The sequence below is a fragment of the Klebsiella sp. YJ genome, assembly GCF_002108615.1.
Taxonomy (GTDB): Bacteria; Pseudomonadota; Gammaproteobacteria; order Enterobacterales; family Enterobacteriaceae; genus Klebsiella; species Klebsiella planticola.
In genome coordinates this window covers 22,975-45,396 of sequence record NZ_MTEG01000008.1, presented here as the reverse complement: position 1 = coordinate 45,396, position 22,422 = coordinate 22,975, and the positions used below count along the sequence as shown (strand labels likewise).

Below are 22,422 nucleotides of genomic sequence, written 5' to 3'. Positions count from 1 at the left end.
CTTAAACACGTTCAATAATCAGCGCAATGCCCTGACCGACGCCAATACACATGGTACACAGCGCATAGCGCCCACCGGTGCGACGTAGTTGATACGCGGCGGTCATCGCCAGACGCCCGCCCGACGCCCCCAGAGGATGGCCCAGCGCAATGGCGCCGCCGTTGGGATTGACGTGGGGCGCATCGTCGGCCAGCCCTAAATCGCGGGTCACCGCCAGCGCCTGTGCGGCGAACGCTTCATTCAATTCAATCACATCCATTTGCTCCAGCGTCAGCCCGGTCTGCGCCAGCACTTTACGTACCGCCGGAGCCGGTCCGAAGCCCATAATCCGAGGCGCCACACCCGCCGTCGCCACGCCGACAACCCGGGCCAGGGGGTGCAGATCGTTGGCCCTCAGCGCCGATTCGCTGGCCAACAGCAAGGCACAGGCGCCATCGTTCACCCCGGAGGCGTTCCCCGCGGTCACCGAGCCGTCCGGGCGCACCACCCCCTTGAGTTTCGCCAGCGCTTCCGCAGAAGTGCTGCGCGGGTGTTCATCGCGGGTAAACAGCAGCGGATCACCTTTTCGCTGGGCGATAGAGACCGTTATCAGCTCATCAGCAAACCGGCCGGCCTCCTGCGCCGCGGCGGTACGCATCTGGCTACGCAGCGCAAAGGCGTCCTGATCGGCACGCGAAACGGCAAAATCAGCGGCGACGTTCTCGGCGGTCTCCGGCATCGAATCCACGCCGTACAATGCTTTCATCCGGGCGTTGATAAAGCGCCAGCCGATCGTCGTATCTTCAATCTGCATGTTGCGGCTGAAGGCATTCTCCGCCTTGCCCATCACAAACGGCGCGCGCGACATGCTCTCCACGCCGCCGGCGATCATCAGCTGAGTTTCGCCGCTTTTGATGGCGCGCGCTGCGACGCCGATCGCATCAAGACTGGAGCCGCACAGCCGGTTAATGGTACTGCCCGGCACCGTTTGCGGTAGCCCGGCCAGCAGCAGCGCCATGCGGGCAACGTTGCGGTTATCTTCCCCGGCCTGGTTTGCGCAGCCGTAAATCACATCATCAATGCGCGCGGGATCCAGCCCCGGGTTACGCGCCAGCAGCGCTTTCAGCGGCAGAGCGGCCAAATCATCGGCGCGCATCGTCGCCAGCGTACCACCAAAACGTCCGAACGGTGTACGCACCGCATCACAGATAAATGCCTGATTCATCATAGGTTCCTTATGCGCTTTCCGCCAGATGTTCGAAGGTCAACGCCACCGGAGTGATGCGCTGCAGCTCCTCAAAAGAGAGGCCGTTGAAAATTTCGCGTACCACCGGGCCGGCCGGCGTGATGTCGATGACTGCCAGGTCCGTGTAGATCCGGCTGACGCAGCCCACTCCGGTGAGCGGGTAGCTGCACTGTTCAACCAGCTTACACTCGCCGTCGCGGGTCAGATGATCCATCATCACAAACACCTGACGGGCGCCGATGGCGAGATCCATCGCCCCCCCCACCGCCGGGATCGCGTCCGGCGCGCCGGTGCTCCAGTTGGCGAGATCGCCGCTGGCGGAGACCTGATACGCCCCCAGTACGCAAATGTCGAGGTGGCCGCCGCGCATCATGGCGAATGAGTCGCCATGATGGAAAAAGCAGCCGCCTTTAAGCAGGGTCACGTACTCTTTACCGGCATTAATCAGCTCGGGGTCTTCTTCGCCCTGCTGCGGCTTGCCCCCCATCCCCAGCAGGCCATTTTCACTGTGCAGAAACACTTCTTTGTCGGTCGGCAGATAGTTGGCGATGCGCGTAGGTAAACCGATGCCCAGATTGACATAGGCCCCTTCAGGAATATCGCGCGCCACTCGCTGGGCCATTTCATCGCGGGTTAGTTTTTGCATGGCTGGCTCCTCAGGCGCGTTGTGCGGTGGTCAGGTGTTCCAGCGAGAACACCCGCTGGACGAAAATCCCCGGCGTGATCACATTTTCCGGGTCAAGGTCGCCAAGACTCACCAGACGGGAGACTTCAACGATGGTGGTTTTTGCGGCGGTGGCCATAATAGGGCCGAAGTTGCGCGCCGCTTTGCGGTACACCAGATTGCCCCAGCGGTCAGCCTGATGCGCTTTGATCAGGGCAAAATCGGCCTTGATCGGGTATTCGAGGACGTAATGACGACCATCGATTTCGCGGCTCTCTTTACCTTCAGCCAGCGGCGTGCCGTAGCCGGTCGGCGTAAAAATCGCGCCCAGACCGGCGCCGGCGGCCTGGATTCGCGCCGCGAGATTACCCTGCGGGACCAGTTCGAGCTCCACTTTGCCGCGACGATAAAGATCGTCAAAAATCTGTGAGTCGACCTGGCGCGGGAAAGAACAGATCATCTTTCTCACGCGTCCGGCCTTCAGCAGTGCCGCCAGGCCAACTTCACCGTTGCCCGCATTGTTGTTGATAATGGTGAGTTCGCGGGCACCCTGTTCAATCAGGGCATCAATCAGGTACGTTGGCTGACCGGCAGGACCAAAACCGCCGATCATGATGGTCGCCCCGTCGTGAATCCCGGCGATGGCATCACTTAGCGTCGACACGCTTTTATCAATCATCAGGTCGCTCCTTTACGTGCGGTAATCGCACTTTTATGCGTTGTTCGCACAAAATGTGACCCGCTTAACGATGTTGGTCAAGGGCGATAATCGAAATATGGTGCGATAATCGAACATCGTATATCTTTAGCGAAAGAATGTGATCGATGGCAAATATGGAGAAGAAAATGGAGAAGCATCCAGACGATTTACTGACGGGCGACAGCGATCCGTTTAAAGGCGATCCGAACTTTATGGCCTCGCTGGCCCGCGGGCTGGAAGTGATTCAGGCCTTCACCCCGCAGCGCCCGGTTCTGTCTATCTCGCAAATCAGTCAGAAGACCGGCATTCCGCGCGCGGCGGTGCGCCGCTGCCTGTATACGCTGGGGAAACTGGGGTTCGTCTATGCGGAAGATGGCAAAAACTTTCAGCTGCGCCCGCGCATTCTGGCTCTCGGCCACGCATGGCTAGCCTCCACGCCGCTGGCGCGTTCGGCGCAGCCTGTTCTTAAACATCTGAGTGAAATGTTGAACGAGTCCTGCTCGATAGCCACCCTCGATGGCGACGATATTCTCTATATTGCCCGCGCCTCCAGTTCGCGGATTATGACCATCGATCTGGATATCGGCAGCCGCCTGCCGGCCTGGGCGACCTCGATGGGGCGCGTGCTGTTAAGCCATCTGCCGGAAGAGAAGCTGAACGATATGCTGGCGCGGGTCACGATGATTCGCTACACCCCGCAAACGGTGGATTCAGTGAACAAGCTGCGCGCGGAGCTGAAGCGCGTCCAGCAGCAGGGTTACGCGCTCAACGATCAGGAGCTGGAAATGGGGCTCCGCTCGCTGGCGGTGCCTTTGTTCAACCCGCAGGGCCAGATACAGGCCGCGCTGAACGTCGGCGTGCATGCCGGGCAGGTCTCCACCCGCGAAATGCTGGAACGGGTACTGCCCGAGCTGCAAAAAGCGGCTCGCGAGCTGACGCTGCTGCTGCGCTAGCGGCTACGTTTGGCGTGGCGCTCCCAGTTTTCCTGTTTCGCCTCGGCGGATTTACGCAACGCGACGTAACACGCTCCGCTGCCGCCATGCGGTGCCGAGGCCACGCAGAACGCCTGCACCTCGGGCAGTTCGACCAGCCAGCGCGCCAGATAGCTACGCACGATATTGGCGTGGGCGTTATCATCCCGCCCTTTCCCGTGGACGATCAGCAGATTGCGCAACCCCTCTTTTTGCGCCTGCACGACAAAGGCAAACAGCATTTGCCGGCACTGTTCGACCGGACGGCGCAACAGATTCAGGCTCGCCTGCGGGTCATATTTCCCCAGCCGCAGCTTATCCAGCACACCGTTTTGCAGCCCTTCGCGTTTAAATTCCAGCGGCGTCGTCAGCGGCAGAATATCGAGATAGCCGGTGGTGAGAAAATTATCGAGCTGCAGGACATCAAGACGCTGCGTCGGGCGCGGGTTGCGTTCAGGATGCCAATGCACGTCATTGCCACGCTTGAGAGGCTGAACGTCCTCCATGGCGCCAAGAAATAGCGATTTGTCGTCAAGATTCATGTGCACTCCTCCGGCTGCTACCGGAGGCTACTATATCCGCCGCGCCCCGCCTCCTCAATGCGTTTGTCGACAACCGGCGACAATTTACCCTCCCGGCTCAGGCGGGAAACTGCTGGCGACTTTGTCGGCGAAACTGGGTGATTAGCGAGGCCGTTAGCGGCGTCTGGCGCGAGTCGCGACGCTGGATCAGGTAATAGGTCGCTTTCGGTAACGTTTCGCTCACCTTGATCATCACCAGCTTGTCGGCAATCATCGGGTCGCTGCCCAGCTCAACCGGTAAGATACTCAGAAAATCACTCTGTACCACCAGACTGATGCAGGAAGAGAAGGTTTCGCACACGATGCCGACATGCGGGATCTGCGCACGGTGGCTAAACAGATCCTGGAGCTGCTTAAAGTAGCTGCCGCGCGGCGTCGGCATGGTCCAGCTGTAAGGCAGCAGTTGTTCAATCGAGGTCGCCTGGGTTGCGGGATGCCCGACGCGGGCGAAGACCGCAAACGGCTTTTCGAACAGCTTCTCAAAGCTGAACTCATGATCGTAAGGGCCGGGATAATAGGTATTGATGGTGAAGTCGAGCTCACCCTGCCGCAGCTCGTTGATCATCGACAGCAGCTGACCTTCCATGATACGCACCTTCACCAGCGGGTGCTGCTGATGAAAACGCCCAATCACCGAGGGCATCAGCGAGCGCGCCACGCTGGCTCCAAGGCCAATATTGATCTGCCCGGTCAACGCCCCCTGGCGCTGTAACAGATCCTCCTGCGCCGCCCGCAGCTCCTCAAGAATCAAACTGGCGTGCTGATAAAAACTTTCGCCATTTTCGGTTAACGATACCCCCTGGCTACGGCGCACGAACAGCTGGGCGGACAGCCCCTCTTCCAGCTCTTTAATCGCCTTGGTCAAGGCCGGTTGCGATAACGCCAGCGTCCGGCTGGCACCGCGAATGCTGCCCTGACGCGCCACTTCGACGAAGGCGCGAATTTGGTGAAATTTGATCTGAAAAGACATCGCCGTAGTGATAACCATTGTTTATCAAACAGAAGAAAATGGCATCTACTGTAATGCAAAGCGTTGTGGCAACGTAAGAATGCGCTGCTGAAAAACCCGTCAGCGATAAGTAAAAGCTATCACACCGTGAACCTCATCACATTTTTAAATATGACAGGACAGGTTATGCCGTTACTCAATGAATACATCCGTCAACTGCTGCCAGAGATGACGCAATGGCGTCGCGATTTACACCATTATGCCGAGTCCGGCTGGGTCGAGTTCCGTACCGCCAGTAAAGTTGCAGAACGATTGCACCAGCTGGGCTACGACCTGACGCTGGGCCGCGACGCGATCGATGCCGATAGCCGGATGGGATTACCGGATGAGGCCACCCTGGCCAAAGCTTTTCAGCGCGCCCGCGAGCAAGGGGCGCCAGAACCGTGGCTGAGCGCGTTTGAAGGCGGCTTCACCGGTATCGTCGCGACGCTGGATACCGGGCGTCCCGGCCCCACGCTGGCCTTTCGGGTCGATATGGATGCCCTCGATCTGAATGAACATAGCGACGGCCACCACCGCCCGTTCCGCGAGAACTTTGCCTCCTGTAACCCTGGGATGATGCACGCCTGCGGACATGATGGTCATACGGCTATCGGCCTTGGTCTGGCCCACGTTCTGAAACAGTATGCCGATCGGCTGCACGGCGTGATCAAGCTGATTTTCCAGCCTGCGGAGGAAGGTACCCGCGGCGCGCGGGCCATGGTCGCCGCTGGCGTGGTGGATGATGTCGATTACTTTACCGCTATTCATATCGGTACCGGCGTACCGGCCGGTACGGTGGTATGCGGCAGCGATAATTTTATGGCTACCACCAAATTCGACGCGGTATTCACCGGCGTCGCCGCCCACGCCGGAGGTAAACCGGAAGACGGACGCAATGCTCTGCTCGCCGCGGCGCAGGCGGCAATTGGTCTGCACGCCATCGCGCCGCATAGCGCCGGCGCGTCGCGGGTCAACGTCGGCGTCATGCAGGCGGGCACCGGGCGGAACGTTGTCCCTTCCGGCGCGCTATTGAAGGTGGAAACCCGTGGTGACACGGAAGACATTAATCGCTATGTGTTTGAACGCGCACAAGAGGTTATCCAGGGGGCTGCCGCGATGTACGGTGCCAGCGTCGACGTGCGTTTGATGGGCGCGGCGACCTCCAGCGCCCCCTCCCCGGCGTGGGTAAACTATCTGCGCGAGCAGGCGGCCCGGGTGCCCGGCGTGGAACAGGCTATCGACCGTATTGCCGCGCCTGCCGGCTCAGAAGATGCCACCCTGATGATGGTCCGGGTTCAACAGCATAATGGTCTGGCCTCATATATGGTTTTTGGCACGCAACTCAGCGCCGGCCACCACAACGAACAATTCGACTTTGATGAGAACGTGATGGCCATCGCCGTTGAAACCCTGGCCCGCACCGCGCTCAATTTCCCCTGGCAACGAGGTGTGTAATGGAGACTCTCTACCGCTACGTTGATGAGGCGATTGCCGCCCGCGCCGGGGAGTTGACCGCCATCGCCGATGCAATCTGGGATCATCCGGAAACACGGTTTGAGGAGTACTGGTCAGCCGAACGGCTGGCGCTGGCCCTTGAAGCAGAAGATTTTCAGGTCTGCCGTGAAGCCGGCGGGATCCCGAACGCCTTTGTCGCCAGCTACGGCAGCGGAAAGCCGGTGATTGCCCTGCTGGGTGAATATGATGCGCTGGCCGGGCTCAGTCAGCAGGCGCACTGCGCGCATCCTGCTGCCGCAACCCCAGGGGCGAACGGCCACGGCTGTGGTCACAATCTGCTGGGCACCGCGGCGCTGGCCGCCGCCATTGCCTGCCGGAGCTGGCTGGCGCAGCACGGCGGTGGTGGGACGATTCGTTTCTACGGCTGTCCGGGTGAAGAAGGCGGTTCCGGCAAAACGTTTATGGTGCGCGAAGGATTGTTTGACGATGTGGACGCCGCGCTGACCTGGCACCCGGAAGCCTACGCCGGTATGTTCAGCACCAGCACGCTGGCCAACATTCAGGCCGCCTGGCGGTTCAGCGGCACCGCCGCCCACGCCGCCAACTCGCCGCATCTGGGCCGCAGCGCTCTGGATGCCGTTACGCTGATGACCACCGGCAGCAACTTCCTCAATGAGCACATTATTGAGAAAGCGCGGGTCCACTATGCCATTACCGACAGCGGCGGTATTTCCCCCAACGTGGTCCAGGCGCAGGCGGAAGTGCTCTATTTAATCCGCGCGCCGGAGATGGCGGATGCGCAGCAAATCTATGCCCGCATCGAGAAAATCGCCCAGGGCGCGGCGCTGATGACGGAAACCTCGGTCACCTGTCGTTTCGAGAAGGCCTGCTCCAGCTATTTACCAAATCGCACGCTGGAGGCGGCGATGTATCAGGCCGTTTGCCACTACGGCACGCCCTCATGGAGTAAGGAAGATCGCGCGTTTGCCGACCAAATTCGTGCAACGTTAAGCGAGAACGACCTCAACAACAGCCTGAAAAATATCGCCGGCACCGGCGGCGAAGAGGGAAAAAACTTCGCCCGCCGCCACCGGGACACGGTGCTGATCGATGAAGTCGCTCCCTGGGCCGCGACGGATAATATCCTGGCAGGGTCAACCGATGTGGGCGACGTCAGCTGGAAAACCCCGGTCGCCCAATGTTTCAGCCCCTGTTTTGCCGTCGGAACACCGCTGCATACCTGGCAGCTGGTGAGCCAGGGCCGCACGGCCATCGCCCACAAGGGGATGCTGCTGGCCGGAAAAGTGCTCGGCGCCACGGCGATCCGCCTGCTCACCGACGGCGCGCTGCTGCAAGCCAGTCAACAAGAACTGGCGCAACAGCTGGCGGAAAGGCCATATCATTGCCCGATCCCGCAAGACGTGACACCGTCACCTTTAAAATAAAAACAATAGCTCACGCAATAAACACCACAACTAACACAACAACGACTGAGGAATGCCCATGAGTATGTCATCCATACCGTCGCCTTCCCCCAACGGGAAGCTGTACAGCTGGGTTGAAAAGATCGGCAACAAGGTTCCACACCCTTTTTTGCTGTTTATTTATCTGATCGTGGTGCTGGCGGTAGCCACCGCCGCACTGTCGGCCTTTGGCGTGGGGGTGATCAACCCGACAGACGGCTCCACCGTGGTAGTCAAAAACCTGCTCAGCATCGAAGGACTACACTGGTTTCTGCCGAACGTCATCAAGAACTTCAGCGGATTTGCCCCGCTGGGGGCGATTCTGGCGCTGGTGCTCGGCGCGGGACTGGCCGAACGGGTGGGTCTGCTGCCGGCGCTGATGGTCAAAATGGCCTCGCACGTCAGCGCGCGCTACGCCAGCTATATGGTGCTGTTTATCGCCTTTTTTAGCCATATCTCATCCGACGCCGCTCTGGTGATCATGCCGCCGTTAGGCGCCCTGATGTTTCTCGCCGTCGGCCGCCACCCGGTGGCGGGATTACTGGCGGCGATTGCCGGCGTCGGCTGCGGGTTCACCGCTAATTTGCTGATTGTCACAACCGATGTGCTGCTCTCGGGCATCAGTACCGAGGCGGCAAAGACGCTGGATGGCTCGCTGCATGTCAGCGTTATCGACAACTGGTATTTCATGGCTTGTTCGGTCATCGTTCTGACCCTGGTAGGCGGGCTTATCACCGATAAGTTGATTGAACCGCGGCTGGGAACATGGGAAGGCCGCAGTGAGGACAGACTTGCGGCGCTGACGCCAGAGCAACGCTTCGGGCTGCGGGTAGCCGGTATCGCGTCATTGGTTTTTATCGCTCTGGTCGCCATCATGGTCGTGCCGCAGAACGGGATTCTGCGCGATCCGGTCACTCATACGGTGATGCCCTCACCCTTTATTAAAGGCATTGTGCCGCTGATTATTTTTTTCTTCTGCTTCGTCTCGCTGGCCTACGGTATTGCCACCGGAAAAATTCGCCGTCAGGCAGATTTGCCGCCGTTAATGATCGAACCGATGAAAGAGATGGCCGGGTTTATCGTTATGGTGTTCCCGTTGGCCCAGTTTGTTGCCATTTTTAACTGGAGCAATATGGGTAAATTTATGGCCGTGGGGCTGACTGATTTACTGGAGCAGGCGGGAATGAACGGGGTGCCGGCTTTTGTTGGCCTGGCGTTACTGTCGGCATTTCTCTGTATGTTCATCGCCAGCGGCTCGGCAATCTGGTCCATTCTGGCGCCGATCTTTGTGCCGATGTTTATGCTACTCGGGTTTCATCCGGCCTTTGCACAGATACTGTTCCGCATCGCGGATTCGTCGGTCCTGCCGCTGGCGCCGGTATCGCCGTTTGTCCCGCTGTTTCTGGGCTTCCTGCAACGCTATCGTTCAGATGCGAAACTCGGCACCTATTATTCTCTCGTCCTGCCCTATCCCCTGATATTCCTCGGCGTGTGGCTTCTGATGCTGGTGATATGGTACTGGCTGGGGTTACCCATCGGCCCAGGAATTTACCCACGCCTGTCCTGACAAAGCCGGGTGGCCAGAATCTGGCCACCCTCCGCTGCGCGCGTGACGACACTTGTCACCACGCGAAGAGGATCTTCGTCTCCAGACCTGCTTTGATTATATCAGCCTTGTCTGAGACGCATTTTTTCGGCATCCAGGGTTGTCTTGCGACATTCTTAAAGATGCCGTTTTTTTAAATGCATCTCTTTCAGCATCTTATATACAGACTCAAGCACAAGAGAGACAGCGTTTAACAATAACCCACTGATAATCAAGATTAAAAGTCCTGTCAGCATATATTGCATATCGATACCTCTAGTGGTTGTAAAAAAAAGCCAACACCGGGGTGCTGGCAAAATAATTGACTCAAGGAATGCCTGTATATTTATTCGCGGCGCCGGGTGCCTCCCGATGAATTAGCCAGTTCTTACTAATCCGCGTGCGTATGACAAACTGCAGAGAAAAACGAACTGAACGCTCCTCCGCACAGGGGAATTCGCCGCCGAATAAAAGTAACAAAAACCCGTCGCCCCCGCGCGGCGCAATTAATACAAAAATAAACATCTCCGCAGACGATATGTCGGCGATTTTATCCGTATCAGCAGCCGTACGCAGATTGAAATCGCGCGTCATTTCTTTCCCCTGTTCCCGGCCTTTATCCGCACAGCGGTGGATTATCTTTCAGGAGTATAGTTGCCAGAACGGCGTGCGTGATATCTTGTCAATAGAGCGCAATAGTTATCTTGCTAATCAGGTAACAAGGAGAAACGATGCTGGTACTGCTTCAGGACAAAATCGACACCCCGCTGGGGCCATTATGGATTCTTTGCGACGAGCAGTTTCGCCTGCGCGCCGTTGAGTGGGAGGAGCATAGCGACCGTATGACGCAACTGCTTGATCTGCACTATCGGCATGAAGGTTATCAACGCATCGATGCCCGCGATCCCGGCGGGCTGAGTCGCCAACTTGACGCCTACTTCGCCGGCGATCTCAGCATCATCGAGACGCTGCCGACGGCAACGGCAGGCACCCCCTTTCAGCGTGAAGTCTGGCAAGCCCTGCGCACCATTCCCTGCGGTCAGGTGATGCATTACGGCCAGCTGGCGGAAACACTGGGGCGTCCGGGCGCGGCGCGTGCGGTCGGCGCGGCCAACGGTTCAAACCCGGTCAGCATTGTCGTGCCCTGCCACCGCGTGATTGGGCGAAATGGCACCATGACCGGCTATGCCGGCGGCGTGCAGCGGAAAGAGTGGTTATTGCGCCATGAGGGGTATCTGCTTCTTTGACGCTACGTGCCTTTTATCGGAAGCATCAGGTAACTTTACAATAAGCTTCCGACCAACATTGTATTGTTTATCAATGAGATAAAAGTGATAAAAGCTTTACCCTTTTAATATTACGTGTTTCACGGGTTCGAGACTTACCTGCTCACCAAAAAGATGTTAAAATTGACCAATATCAATTAAGGCTTGAGCAGACTTATGATCCCGGAAAAGAGAATTATACGACGCATTCAGTCTGGCGGTTGCGCAATCCATTGTCAGGATTGCAGCATTAGTCAGCTTTGCATCCCTTTTACTCTGAACGAGCACGAGCTTGATCAGCTGGATAATATCATCGAGCGTAAAAAGCCAATCCAGAAAGGGCAAACCTTATTCAAAGCGGGTGATGAGCTGAAATCGCTGTATGCGATTCGTTCTGGCACCATTAAAAGCTATACCATTACCGAACAAGGTGACGAGCAGATTACCGGCTTCCACCTGGCGGGTGATTTGGTTGGTTTTGATGCCATTGGTACCGCGCTACATCCGAGCTTTGCGCAAGCGCTGGAAACCTCAATGGTCTGCGAAATCCCTTTCGAAACGCTGGACGATCTTTCCGGTAAAATGCCAAATCTGCGCCAGCAGATGATGCGTCTGATGAGTGGCGAGATCAAAGGCGACCAGGACATGATCCTGCTGCTTTCTAAAAAGAATGCGGAAGAGCGTCTGGCGGCCTTTATTTATAATTTGTCTCGTCGTTTCGCGCAGCGCGGTTTCTCGCCTCGCGAATTCCGCCTGACGATGACCCGCGGTGATATCGGCAACTATCTCGGTCTGACCGTCGAAACCATCAGCCGTCTGCTGGGGCGTTTTCAGAAAAGCGGCATGCTGGCGGTAAAAGGCAAATACATCACCATCGAAAATAGCGACCTGCTCGCTCAGCTCGCTGGTCAGGCCCGCAACGTCGCCTGATCCTCTTTGTCCCTCCGCCAGATCGCTCATTTTTTTCTGATTTGTTGATCTGGCCAGGGTCATCCCTTGTTTCATTTCATCCATATAGGTTATCTTTTAATTACAGACTGTGGTTACAGTTGTAAGGAGACCCTGTATGGCCAAGTATCAGAACATGCTGGTAGTAATCGACCCCAATCAGGACGACCAGCCTGCATTGCGGCGTGCGGTGTATCTACACCAACGGATTGGTGGACGCATCAAAGCCTTTTTGCCGATCTACGATTTTTCCTATGAGATGACAACCCTGCTGTCGCCCGATGAGCGGACGGCAATGCGCCAGGGCGTTATCAGCCAACGTAGCGCCTGGATCAAAGAACAGGCCCGGTTTTATATTGAGTCCGGCGTTCCCATTGAGATTAAGGTGGTGTGGCACAATCGCCCCTTCGAAGCCATTATTCAGGAAATCCTCAGCGACAAACACGATTTGCTGCTGAAAATGGCGCACCAGCATGACAAGCTGGAAGCCGTGATTTTCACCCCGACCGACTGGCATCTGCTGCGTAAATGTCCATGTCCGGTCTGGATGGTAAAAGATCAGCCGTGGCCGGAAGGCGGCAAAGCGCTGGTGGCCGTCAATCTGGCCAGCGAAGAAAATTACCACGACGCGTTAAACGAAAAACTGGTTAAAGAAACCCTCGAGCTGGCGGACCAGGTCAACCATACCGAAGTCCATCTGGTGGGCGCCTACCCGGTCACACCGATTAATATCGCCATCGAACTCCCCGATTTTGACCCCAGTATCTACAACGACGCCATTCGCGGTCAGCATTTGCTGGCCATGAAGGCGCTGCGGCAAAAATTCGGCATTGATGAGAACCGCACCCACGTTGAAAAAGGCCTACCGGAAGAGGTCATTCCTGACCTCTCTGAACACCTGCAGGCGGGGATTGTGGTGCTGGGCACCGTCGGGCGCACCGGACTGTCGGCGGCCTTTCTCGGCAATACCGCCGAGCAGGTCATCGACCATTTGCGCTGCGACCTGCTGGTCCTCAAACCTGAGCAGTACAAAACGCCGGTTGAAATGGATGACGAGGATGACGATTAATCCACCGCGGGTTAATGCTGCGTAAAACACGCTCCCCTGCTTCGGCGGGGGATTTTTTTGTGTTGCCTCCCCGGCAACGGAAAAAACAAAGGGCCTTTCGGCCCCGTCATCGACAACACATATACAGCAACAATGCTTTTAATGGATACCTAAGCGCCAGGCATGATCGATTTCTTCTTTCAGCTCGCTGGAGGAGAGCGACATCAAATCCGCAAATTCCAGCTCAAGAAGTTTGAATTTTTTCAGATACTGCGCGGGGGTTAACGCTGTTGGGTCACGACGCAGAAACTCGATTGCCATTTGCGCCGGGGTTAATTCGGTATCCATAATATCCTCAGAGTGATGAAAAAACAGGCTTAGTATAGCACTCCAGGCTGACGACTTTATGAGCAATTCATGACCTTGCTGTATATATAAAAAAGCCGTCTCAGCAGAGACGGCTTCAGAAGCAAACATTATTTAGGATCGCAAACCATTACAACGCTTTCAGAATTGCGTCGACGCTGGCTTTCGCATCACCAAACAGCATATGGGTGTTCTCTTTGAAGAACAGCGGGTTCTGAACACCGGCATAACCTGTATTCATCGAACGCTTAAAGACCACCACATTTTGCGCTTTCCACACTTCCAGCACCGGCATCCCGGCGATCGGACTCTTCGGATCGTCCTGCGCCGCCGGGTTAACGGTGTCGTTGGCGCCGATAACCAGCACGGTATCAGTATCGGTGAAATCGTCGTTGATCTCATCCATTTCCAGCACCACGTCGTACGGCACTTTCGCTTCCGCCAGCAGTACGTTCATGTGCCCAGGCAAACGCCCGGCAACCGGATGAATACCAAAGCGCACCTTGATGCCGCGGGCACGCAATCTTTCGGTGATTTCCGCCACCGGATACTGCGCCTGTGCGACCGCCATACCGTAGCCCGGGGTGATGATCACGGAGTGCGAGTTTTTCAGCATTTCCGCGGTATCTTCGGCGCTGATTTCGCGGTGTTCACCCACTTCTTCATCGCTGCCGGTAGAGGAACCATCGGTACCAAAACCGCCGGCAATCACGCTGAAGAATGAACGGTTCATCGCCTTACACATGATGTAAGACAGAATCGCACCCGACGAGCCCACCAGCGCCCCGGTGACAATCAGCAGGTCGTTACTGAGCATAAAGCCCGCCGCCGCTGCCGCCCAGCCCGAGTAGGAGTTCAGCATTGAGACCACGACTGGCATATCTGCCCCGCCGATCGAAGCCACCAGATGCCAGCCAAAGGCCAGGGCAATGACCGTCATCACCAGCAGCGCCAGAACCTGAGTTCCTGTGCTGTCGGTGCGAACAAAGGCCACCAGCAGCAGGAAGGATACCACCAGCGCCGCCAGGTTCAGCTTATGGCGATGTGGCAGCATCAGCGGTTTAGACGAAATTTTGCCGCGCAGTTTGCCAAAGGCCACAATCGAGCCGGTGAAGGTCACCGCACCGATAAAGATGCCGAGGAACACTTCCGTCAGGTGAATATTCACCAGGATCTGTTCCATTCCCGCTTCGTGATACAGGTAGCTGTTAAAGCCGACCAGCACCGCGGCCAGGCCCACAAAGCTGTGCAGCACGGCAACCAGTTCCGGCATTTCGGTCATTTCGACTTTCTTGGCCAGGCGAATACCAATCGCGCCGCCGATAACCATCGCCAGGATGATCCACGCCACGTTGCCGGTATCCGGCCCGAGAATGGTTGCCAGCAGCGCGATAGCCATCCCGGCCATGCCGAACAGGTTACCCTGCTTCGAGGTTTCGTGCTTTGACAGCCCCGCAAGGCTAAAAATAAACAGAATAGCGGCAACAATGTATGCAGCTGTAACTAATCCTCCAGACATGTGCTACCCCTTAGTTCTTGCGGAACATTTTCAGCATGCGCTGAGTAACGGTGAAACCACCAAAAATATTAATGCTGGCGATCAGCACCGCGATAAAACTCAGGAAACTGACCCAGCCACCGTGGCCGATCTGCAATAACGCTCCGACAACGATAATCCCTGAAATTGCGTTGGTCACCGACATCAGCGGCGTATGGAGCGCATGAGAAACGTTCCATACCACGTAATAACCCACCACGCAGGAGAGCGCGAAGACGGTAAAGTGACCGAGGAACTCCTTCGGCGCCACGTTGGCAAGCCAGCCAAAGAGAATAATCGCCAGCGCCATCAGCGCGTATTTACGCCACGGGGAGGTCGGTTTTTCAGCTTCTTTCGGCGCATCAACGGGCTTCGCCGCAGCCTGCGGCTGGGCAGAAACCTGAATCGGCGGCGCCGGCCAGGTCACTTCACCTTCACGAACCACCGTCACGCCGCGAACCACTACGTCGTCAAAATCGATGGTGATATTGCCGTCTTTCTCTTTGCACAGCAGCTTCAGCAGGTTGACCAGGTTGGTTCCGTACAGCTGCGAGGACTGCGTCGGCAGACGGCCCGGGAGGTCGGTATAGCCGATGATCTTCACGCCGTTGGCGGTCGTCACCACTTCGCCAGGAACGGTGTACTCACAGTTGCCGCCGTTCTGCGAGGCCAGGTCGACCACCACGCTGCCCGCCGTCATGGAGTCCACCATTTCACGGGTAATCAGCTTCGGCGCCGGTTTGCCCGGGATCAGGGCCGTGGTGACGATGATGTCCACCTCTTTGGCCTGCGCGGCAAACAGCGCCATTTCGGCTTTGATAAAGGCTTCGGACATCACTTTGGCATAGCCGTCGCCGCTGCCCGCCTCTTCTTTAAAGTCCAGTTCCAGGAACTCGGCGCCCATACTCTGCACCTGTTCTTTCACTTCCGGACGCGTATCGAAGGCGCGGACAATCGCGCCGAGGCTGTTCGCCGCGCCGATGGCCGCCAGTCCGGCGACGCCGGCACCAATGACCATGACCTTCGCCGGCGGAACTTTCCCGGCAGCGGTGATCTGACCGGTGAAGAAACGACCAAATTCGTGGGCCGCTTCAACAATCGCCCGGTAGCCGGCAATGTTGGCCATCGAGCTGAGCGCATCCAGCGACTGGGCGCGAGAAATACGCGGCACCGAATCCATCGCCATGACGTTGATGTTGCGAGCCGCTAATTTCTGCATCAGCTCAGGATTTTGCGCAGGCCAGATAAAGCTCACCAGCGTGGTGCCCGGATTGAGTAATGCAATTTCATGTTCTTCTGGTGCGTTCACCTTCAGAATAATGGATGACTGCCAGACTTCAGCGGTGTCTACGACTTCTGCCCCCGCCTGGACAAAGGCTTCGTCATCGAAACTTGCCAGATGACCCGCGCCGCTTTCAACGGCAACGGTAAACCCGAGTTTTAGCAGCTGCTCCACCGTTTTCGGCGTGGCAGCGACGCGGGTTTCATTGGCAAACCGTTCTTTTGGTACCCCGATACGCATAGTTTTCCCTTCCATCGGTTTTTGATGATGGTTTTTCTTTTCTTACAGACGACGGTTAAGCGGCAAAACATGCCGTTTCTTTTCCATTGACTGAAAAAATGAAACAGTAACAAACTTTTTATAACCTACTGAAAATAGCGATTGTGATCTACTGCGATAAAACAGAAATTTTGATTTTATTGGTAAAACGCATCGCGAACCGTGTCAGGCAGCAATATTTACCTTAAATTTATGGTCAGGCCTGATAAATCGCTTAGCTGATGCAGTTATACGCCATTAATCGCCTGCAAGAACATAACATTAACATTACGTTAACTTATAAAAGTGGTATTGATTATCAATTTTGCTGGTCAAGCGGCTGTTTTTTCAACATATCAGAAATTGTTATATTATTGTGACGCACGTTTCGGGCGGTAAGCAAAAAATGACGCAGACAGTTACGCCTTTTAAATGCAATAATCGAGCGTTATCAGTCAACAACAATACCAGTACATGGTTTGCGCAAGGCAAAGGATTATTTTTATGAAGCTTAAGAACTCACTCCTGGCGTCTGCTCTCCTGGCTACGACAGCGTTGTCAGCCCATGCAGCGACCGAGCTGACTCCGGAGCAGGCGGCGGCGCTAAAACCCTACGATCGCGTCGTGATCACGGGCCGTTTTAATGCCATCGGCGATGCGGTAAAAGCTATGTCCCGTAAAGCGGACAAAGATGGCGCGGCCTCATTTTATGTTGTCGACACTTCTGATTATGGCAACAGCGGCAACTGGCGCGTCACGGCGGATTTGTATAAAGACAATGCTCCGCAGGCGGATGCCCCGAAAAATCGCGTCATCAATGGCGTCATGGAGTTGCCAAAGGATCAGGCCGTCGAGCTGGAGCCTTTTGATACCGTGACCGTCCAGGGCTTTTATCGCAGTCAGCCGGAAGTGAATGATGCGATCACCAAAGCGGCGAAAGCCAAAGGTGCCGCCTCCTTCTTCATCGTCCGTCAGGTTGATGCTAACCAGGGCGGCAACCAGCGTATCACGGCTTATATCTATAAAGCCGATGCCCGGAAACGCGTTCTGCAGAGCCCGGATGCGATCCCGGCCGATTCTGAAGCCGGGCGCGCAGCGCTGGCTGAAGGCGGTACCGCTGCGAAAAACGTCGAAATTCCAGGCGTTGCCACCACGGCAGCCGTCGGTTCCGGTACCGGCGTAGGTCGTTTCTTCGAAACGCAGTCATCAAAAGGCGGACGTTACACCGTCACGCTGCCGGATGGCACCAAAGTTGAAGAAGTGAACAAGATCACCGCGGCCCAGATGGCGCCGTTTGACAGCATCAAGTTCACCGGTAATTACGGCAACATGACCGAAATTTCTTACCAGACCGCCAAACGCGCGGCGAAGAAAGGGGCGAAGTACTACCACATTACCCGCCAGTGGCAGGAACGTGGCGGTAACATCACCATCAGCGCAGATCTGTATAAATAATCGCATCGGCACTGAGTAAAAAGGCGGCAATATGCCGCCTTTTTGTTTTTTTTCATCCGCCACCATTGCATGCGCACAAGACACTCCGTAAAATCCCGCGCCTTAGCGTAATCCTCCATTTTTATGCGATTTCGCCAAATAAATATTCTTGATTCACTGCCGTCACCTCGGGAATACAATGGAAAAGAAACTGGGCCTCAGCGCCTTGACCGCACTGGTACTGAGCTCAATGCTGGGCGCAGGCGTGTTCAGCTTGCCGCAAAATATGGCGGCCGTCGCCAGCCCGTCGGCCCTGCTGATTGGCTGGGCGATCACCGGCGTGGGGATTTTATTCCTCGCCTTCGCCATGCTGCTGTTGACCCGCATTCGCGCCGATCTTGACGGCGGTATCTTCACCTATGCCCGCGAAGGTTTCGGTGAACTCGTCGGTTTTTGCTCCGCCTGGGGCTACTGGCTGTGCGCGGTGATCGCCAACGTCTCGTATCTGGTGATTGTCTTTGCCGCGCTCAGCTTCTTTACCGACACTCCGGATACCATTATTTTCGGCAACGGGAATACCTGGCAGGCGATCGTGGGCGCGTCGCTCCTGCTGTGGGTGGTGCACTTTCTGGTCCTGCGCGGCGTCCAGACCGCGGCAGGCATTAACCTGATCGCGACCCTGGCCAAGTTAATCCCCCTCGGCGCATTTGTTATCCTCGCCGTCATCGCTTTTCGCCTGGAGACATTCCGCCTTGATTTTAGCGGGCTGGCGCTCGGGGTACCGGTCTGGGAGCAGGTGAAGAACACCATGTTGATCACCCTGTGGGTGTTTATCGGCGTGGAAGGTGCGGTCGTGGTTTCCGCACGGGCGCGCAATAAACAGGATGTCGGCCGCGCCACGCTGCTGGCAGTCCTTTCCGCGCTGGTGGTTTATCTGCTGGTGACCCTGCTCTCTTTAGGCGTGGTCGCCCGTCCGGAACTGGCCGAAATGCGTAATCCGTCGATGGCTGGCCTGATGGTGAAAATGATGGGCTCATGGGGCGAAGTGGTGATCGCGGCCGGGCTGATTATTTCCGTGTGCGGTGCCTACCTGAGCTGGACCATTATGGCGGCAGAAGTCCCCTGGCTGGCCGCGACGCATAAAGCATTTCCGCGCCGCTTCGCCCGGCAGAATAAAAACAACGCTCCGTCGGCCTCGCTGTGGCTAACCAATATCAGTGTTCAGGTGTCGCTGGTGCTGATCTGGCTGACAAAGTCTGATTACAATACGTTATTGACCATCGCGTCCGAGATGATTCTGGTGCCCTATTTCCTCGTGGGCGCCTTCCTGCTGAAGATTGCTGTACGCCCGCTGCATAAGGCGGTAGGTGTCGGCGCATGTATTTATGGCTTATGGTTATTATATGCATCCGGCCCTGTGCATTTATTGTTGTCAGTGGTACTTTACGCTCCGGGTCTTCTGGTTTTCCTGTACGCTCGCCGTACGCACCAGCACGATCGCATGCTCAAACGCCGTGAATTAGCCTTAATTGGTTTTTTGCTGGTTGCCGCTGTACCGGCAACGTGGATGCTGGTGGGGTAAGCGGTCGCCCTGCTGCTGAACTCAAAGGAGATACCCATGACTGTCCGACAGCCTCGTCCGATTCTCATCACCGGTGGAGGCCGCCGCATCGGCCTCGCGCTGGCGCACCATTTTCTGGATCAGCAGCAGCCGGTTATCGTCAGCTATCGCACGCACTACCCGGCCATTGACGCACTGCGCGACGCCGGGGCCGTCTGTCTTGCCGCCGACTTTAGTACCGATGAACAGATACTGGCCTTCGCCGAAGCGGTAAAACACCACGCCGCCGACGGCCTGCGCGCGATCGTCCATAACGCCAGCGACTGGATGGCTGAAAAGCCGGGCGTTCCGCTCACCACCGTGCTGGCCAGCATGATGCAGATCCACGTTCATGTCCCCTATTTGCTCAACCATGCGCTGGAAACGCTCCTGCGCGGGCACGGGCACGCCGCCAGCGACATTATTCATATCACTGACTATGTCGTTGAACGCGGCAGCGATAAACATATTGCCTACGCGGCCAGTAAAGCGGCGCTGGATAATATGACCCGCTCATTTGCCCGCAAACTGGCGCCGGAGATTAAGGTCAACGCCGTTGCCCCTTCGCTGATCATGTTTAATGAGGGCGATGACGCCGAATATCGCCAGCAGGCGCTGGATAAATCGCTTATGAAAAGCGTGGCGGGCGAAAAAGAGATAGTCGACCTGCTCGATTATCTGTTCACCAGCCGGTTTGTTACGGGCCGCTCTTTTGCCGTGGATGGCGGCAGACACCTGCGTTAGTGGAAGCGGCTCCAGCCGAGGATCAACAGCCAGGCACACAGCCCCCAGCACCCGACTGCGCCCGCCAACGCCAACGGCAGGCGCATCATTCCGGTGAAGTACCAGAGCGACAGCAGATAGACGAAATAGGGAATGATTGACCACATCCCAAAGACGATCGTGGTCCGCAGCGCCTCAAGCCCGCGCTCGCTGGCCACAATATAATGCGCAATCAAAGCAAAGGTCGGAAATAGCGGAATTAAACCAGCAATATAATAATTTTTGCTTTTCGACAGTACGCCAATCAGTATCACCACCAGCGCGCCGATCAGCCCTTTAATCAACAACCCCATTCCTTTAGCCTTAACATATAAACAACCCGTTGATGTAGCATAACGGAAGTACATATATTCACAATATCATTCGAATCCCCCCTGAGCGGCGTAAGGGCGAATGCTCTAAGCCTGGATAACCGGCTGGCCGTTCAGCGCGCGAAGCAAACGCCGGGGCCGCTTGAAGGATGACCCCTTTTTTTATAAAAGAGTAATGGCAGGTAGTCTGGTGGCGGTGTATGTTAATTCTTTTTCCAGTACAAGTAAGATATGAATAAGATCGTTTTTGTTGAGGATGATCCGGAAGTGGGCGCCCTGATTGCCGCTTATCTCGGAAAGCACGATATGGAAGTGGTGGTTGAACCACGAGGCGACCGGGCAGAAGAGGTTATCGCGCGGGAAAAACCCGACCTGGTGTTGTTGGATATTATGCTGCCTGGCAAAGACGGCATGACCCTGTGCCGCGATCTGCGTGGCCAGTGGCAAGGTCCGATTGTGTTGCTCACCTCGCTCGACAGCGATATGAACCATATTTTGTCCCTGGAAATGGGCGCCAGCGATTACATTCTGAAGACCACGCCGCCGGCGGTATTGCTGGCACGTCTGCGTCTGCATTTGCGCCAGCACATCGCCTCTCCCGTGACCAATGCCCCGGCGTCGCTCACGCCGCATAAATCGATTACATTCGGTTCACTGCTCATCGACCCGGTTAACCGTCAGGTATTGCTCGGTGGCGAGAGCGTGGCGCTCTCAACGGCTGATTTTGAGCTGTTGTGGGAACTGGCCACCCACGCCGGACAGATTATGGATCGTGATGCGCTGCTAAAAAATCTGCGCGGCGTCAGTTACGATGGTATGGATCGCAGTGTGGATGTGGCGATTTCGCGCCTGCGGAAAAAACTGCTCGACAGCGCGACCGAGCCTTATCGCATCAAGACGGTGCGCAATAAAGGATATCTGTTCGCCCCTCACGCCTGGGACAATTAACTTACCGTCCGGCCGTCGAGCGCGACAAAAAACCACCTGCGGGTGGTTTTTTGTCGGCGGCGCTCTGTCCCTCCGTCGCCTGCCGCGCATAAGGGGAAAAATCGGCCTCCCCTGGCGCCCGACTTTTCATTTGTCAATCTCTCCCTGTGATCAATCATTTTCCCGCCAGGCAAGACGGTATCCCTGGTCCGCCTTGAGCACGTTGGCAAAACCCAAACTGTCTAAATGCATTCCTGCAACCAGCAGTTTTTCACTTGCCGCCTGGGCCAGGACTTTTTTACGTGTCTCTTCAGCCTGAAGGGGGTCACAGTCAAAAATAATGGAAACGTCCGGCCGTGCTGCCTGGATATGCGGGAAATGGACGATGTCACCCCAGATCAATAAGCATTGATCCCCGGAAGTGATGCGAAATCCAGTATGACCTGGCGTATGTCCTGGCAACCATACCGGGAGAATACCCTCAGTTATCTCCCCTTCGTCAAGCAAGCGCAGCTGCCGGAAGTACGCGTTTAACGTCCGGCGAGCCAGATTAAAATTTCGCTGCCCGCGCTCATTCGCGACGTTAAATCGTTCATCATCGTGCCAGTATTGTGCTTCAAGCGGGTGCAGATGAAGTTCGGCCCGTTGAAAAACAGGTAGCCCTTCTGCATCTAAAAGACCACCAATATGGTCAGGATGGCCGTGCGTCAGTAACACGGTATCGACGTCATTGGGGCTGATACCTGCCGCGCCAAGATTATCCTGGAGCTGCCCGCCGACGTTATTCAGCCCTCCGGCACCGGCATCGACGAGGATAGTCCGCCCCCGCCCCTGAATTAGATAGCCGTTGATATGGATATTGCCGGGTTCAGCGACCCGGGCGTTGCGTTGAATAACCGTTGCTTCAGCTGTTTCAATGCCTGACAGCAAATCCAGGCTGGCGGACATCGTGCCATCGCTAAGCGCGGTCACCAGAAAATCCCCAATCCGACGGGTTGAAAAAGACCGATGGTTCATCGTTACCTCTG

The 22,422-nt window shown here is 56.4% G+C and carries 22 protein-coding genes; 11 read left to right on the top strand and 11 right to left on the bottom strand.

Annotated features, from left to right (window positions below):
* Position 1: 1 nt before the first annotated feature.
* The 3 genes from pcaF to BV390_RS10400 are packed head-to-tail and all read right to left on the bottom strand — an operon-like array spanning position 2 to position 2,568.
* On the bottom strand, positions 2-1,204 hold the full coding sequence (gene pcaF, locus BV390_RS10410) for a 3-oxoadipyl-CoA thiolase (protein ID WP_032687459.1): 1,203 nt from the start codon (positions 1,202-1,204) through the stop codon (positions 2-4).
* A 10-nt stretch (positions 1,205-1,214) separates the two neighbouring features.
* Positions 1,215-1,871 carry a 3-oxoacid CoA-transferase subunit B gene (locus BV390_RS10405; protein WP_085396886.1) on the bottom strand — a complete coding sequence of 219 codons (657 nt, stop codon included), beginning with the start codon at positions 1,869-1,871 and terminating at the stop codon, positions 1,215-1,217.
* Positions 1,872-1,881: 10 nt separating this feature from the next.
* Positions 1,882-2,568 carry a 3-oxoacid CoA-transferase subunit A gene (locus tag BV390_RS10400; protein WP_032687457.1) on the bottom strand — a complete coding sequence of 229 codons (687 nt, stop codon included), beginning with the start codon at positions 2,566-2,568 and terminating at the stop codon, positions 1,882-1,884.
* Between the two features lie 167 nt (positions 2,569-2,735).
* Here BV390_RS10400 and BV390_RS10395 point away from each other — a divergent pair, with 167 nt between their 5' ends.
* Positions 2,736-3,542 (top strand): IclR family transcriptional regulator domain-containing protein, encoded by an 807-nt coding sequence (locus BV390_RS10395; protein WP_032696070.1) that lies wholly within the window; start codon positions 2,736-2,738, stop codon positions 3,540-3,542.
* Here the strand turns inward: BV390_RS10395 and smrA are convergent.
* Both smrA and BV390_RS10385 read right to left on the bottom strand, forming a co-directional pair.
* Complete coding sequence (smrA, locus tag BV390_RS10390; protein ID WP_032687455.1) at positions 3,539-4,102, bottom strand: DNA endonuclease SmrA; 564 nt, start codon at positions 4,100-4,102, stop codon at positions 3,539-3,541. The two genes, BV390_RS10395 and smrA, sit on opposite strands and share 4 nt — an antisense overlap.
* A 97-nt stretch (positions 4,103-4,199) precedes the next feature.
* Positions 4,200-5,111, bottom strand: a complete 912-nt coding sequence (locus BV390_RS10385) for a LysR family transcriptional regulator (protein ID WP_032687454.1) — start codon at positions 5,109-5,111, stop codon at positions 4,200-4,202.
* A 165-nt stretch (positions 5,112-5,276) separates the two neighbouring features.
* Between BV390_RS10385 and BV390_RS10380 the strand changes: the two genes are divergently transcribed.
* Genes BV390_RS10380 through abgT form a run of 3 tightly spaced genes read left to right on the top strand, consistent with a single transcriptional unit; the run spans position 5,277 to position 9,617 of the window.
* Positions 5,277-6,587, top strand: a complete 1,311-nt coding sequence (locus BV390_RS10380; RefSeq protein WP_085396938.1) for a M20 family metallo-hydrolase — start codon at positions 5,277-5,279, stop codon at positions 6,585-6,587.
* A complete protein-coding gene (locus tag BV390_RS10375; protein WP_049268152.1) occupies positions 6,587-8,032 on the top strand; it encodes a M20 family metallopeptidase in 1,446 nt (481 codons plus the stop codon). The genes BV390_RS10380 and BV390_RS10375 overlap by 1 nt, the downstream gene beginning before the upstream one ends.
* Before the next feature lie 58 nt (positions 8,033-8,090).
* Positions 8,091-9,617: a p-aminobenzoyl-glutamate transporter gene (abgT, locus tag BV390_RS10370; protein ID WP_032687449.1), complete on the top strand. Its 1,527-nt coding sequence runs from the start codon at positions 8,091-8,093 to the stop codon at positions 9,615-9,617.
* A 345-nt stretch (positions 9,618-9,962) separates the two neighbouring features.
* Here abgT and BV390_RS10365 read toward each other — a convergent pair whose 3' ends face one another.
* On the bottom strand, positions 9,963-10,229 hold the full coding sequence (locus BV390_RS10365) for a hypothetical protein (RefSeq protein ID WP_032687448.1): 267 nt from the start codon (positions 10,227-10,229) through the stop codon (positions 9,963-9,965).
* A 137-nt stretch (positions 10,230-10,366) separates the two neighbouring features.
* On the opposite strand from BV390_RS10365, the gene ogt reads away from it, so the two are divergent.
* The 3 genes from ogt (at position 10,367) to uspE (ending at position 12,917) form a co-directional block, all read left to right on the top strand.
* Positions 10,367-10,882, top strand: coding sequence for a methylated-DNA--[protein]-cysteine S-methyltransferase (gene ogt / locus BV390_RS10360; RefSeq protein ID WP_032696064.1), 516 nt, complete (start codon positions 10,367-10,369; stop codon positions 10,880-10,882).
* A gap of 195 nt (positions 10,883-11,077) precedes the next feature.
* Entirely contained in the window at positions 11,078-11,830 is a 753-nt protein-coding gene (gene fnr / locus BV390_RS10355; protein ID WP_004862555.1) for a fumarate/nitrate reduction transcriptional regulator Fnr, read from the top strand.
* A 136-nt stretch (positions 11,831-11,966) separates the two neighbouring features.
* The gene (gene uspE, locus BV390_RS10350) at positions 11,967-12,917 is read left to right on the top strand and encodes a universal stress protein UspE (protein WP_004862557.1); all 951 of its coding nucleotides are present in this window, start codon (positions 11,967-11,969) and stop codon (positions 12,915-12,917) included.
* A gap of 138 nt (positions 12,918-13,055) precedes the next feature.
* Here the strand turns inward: uspE and BV390_RS10345 are convergent, their stop codons facing one another.
* The 3 genes from BV390_RS10345 to pntA all read right to left on the bottom strand — a co-directional run bounded on the left by BV390_RS10345 (position 13,056) and on the right by pntA (position 16,321).
* Positions 13,056-13,244, bottom strand: a complete 189-nt coding sequence (locus BV390_RS10345) for a YdiH family protein (RefSeq protein WP_004862559.1) — start codon at positions 13,242-13,244, stop codon at positions 13,056-13,058.
* 148 nt (positions 13,245-13,392) lie between these two features.
* Positions 13,393-14,781, bottom strand: a complete 1,389-nt coding sequence (gene pntB, locus BV390_RS10340) for a Re/Si-specific NAD(P)(+) transhydrogenase subunit beta (protein ID WP_004862561.1) — start codon at positions 14,779-14,781, stop codon at positions 13,393-13,395.
* Between the two features lie 10 nt (positions 14,782-14,791).
* A complete protein-coding gene (gene pntA / locus BV390_RS10335) occupies positions 14,792-16,321 on the bottom strand; it encodes a Re/Si-specific NAD(P)(+) transhydrogenase subunit alpha (protein WP_032687446.1) in 1,530 nt (509 codons plus the stop codon).
* A gap of 522 nt (positions 16,322-16,843) precedes the next feature.
* Here pntA and ydgH point away from each other — a divergent pair.
* From ydgH to folM, 3 genes are all read left to right on the top strand, one after another.
* Positions 16,844-17,794 carry a DUF1471 family protein YdgH gene (gene ydgH / locus BV390_RS10325; protein ID WP_004862568.1) on the top strand — a complete coding sequence of 317 codons (951 nt, stop codon included), beginning with the start codon at positions 16,844-16,846 and terminating at the stop codon, positions 17,792-17,794.
* Between the two features lie 178 nt (positions 17,795-17,972).
* Positions 17,973-19,355: an amino acid permease gene (locus BV390_RS10315; protein WP_032687445.1), complete on the top strand. Its 1,383-nt coding sequence runs from the start codon at positions 17,973-17,975 to the stop codon at positions 19,353-19,355.
* A 36-nt stretch (positions 19,356-19,391) separates the two neighbouring features.
* Positions 19,392-20,117 carry a dihydromonapterin reductase gene (gene folM, locus BV390_RS10310; protein ID WP_032687444.1) on the top strand — a complete coding sequence of 242 codons (726 nt, stop codon included), beginning with the start codon at positions 19,392-19,394 and terminating at the stop codon, positions 20,115-20,117.
* Here folM and BV390_RS10305 read toward each other — a convergent pair.
* Positions 20,114-20,449 carry a GlpM family protein gene (locus BV390_RS10305; RefSeq protein WP_004862575.1) on the bottom strand — a complete coding sequence of 112 codons (336 nt, stop codon included), beginning with the start codon at positions 20,447-20,449 and terminating at the stop codon, positions 20,114-20,116. The genes folM and BV390_RS10305 overlap by 4 nt on opposite strands.
* A 249-nt stretch (positions 20,450-20,698) precedes the next feature.
* On the opposite strand from BV390_RS10305, the gene rstA reads away from it, so the two are divergent.
* Positions 20,699-21,415 (top strand): two-component system response regulator RstA, encoded by a 717-nt coding sequence (gene rstA / locus BV390_RS10300; RefSeq protein ID WP_032687443.1) that lies wholly within the window; start codon positions 20,699-20,701, stop codon positions 21,413-21,415.
* Positions 21,416-21,565: 150 nt separating this feature from the next.
* Here the strand turns inward: rstA and BV390_RS10295 are convergent, their stop codons facing one another.
* On the bottom strand, positions 21,566-22,411 hold the full coding sequence (locus BV390_RS10295; protein ID WP_085396885.1) for an MBL fold metallo-hydrolase: 846 nt from the start codon (positions 22,409-22,411) through the stop codon (positions 21,566-21,568).
* Positions 22,412-22,422: the final 11 nt, after the last annotated feature.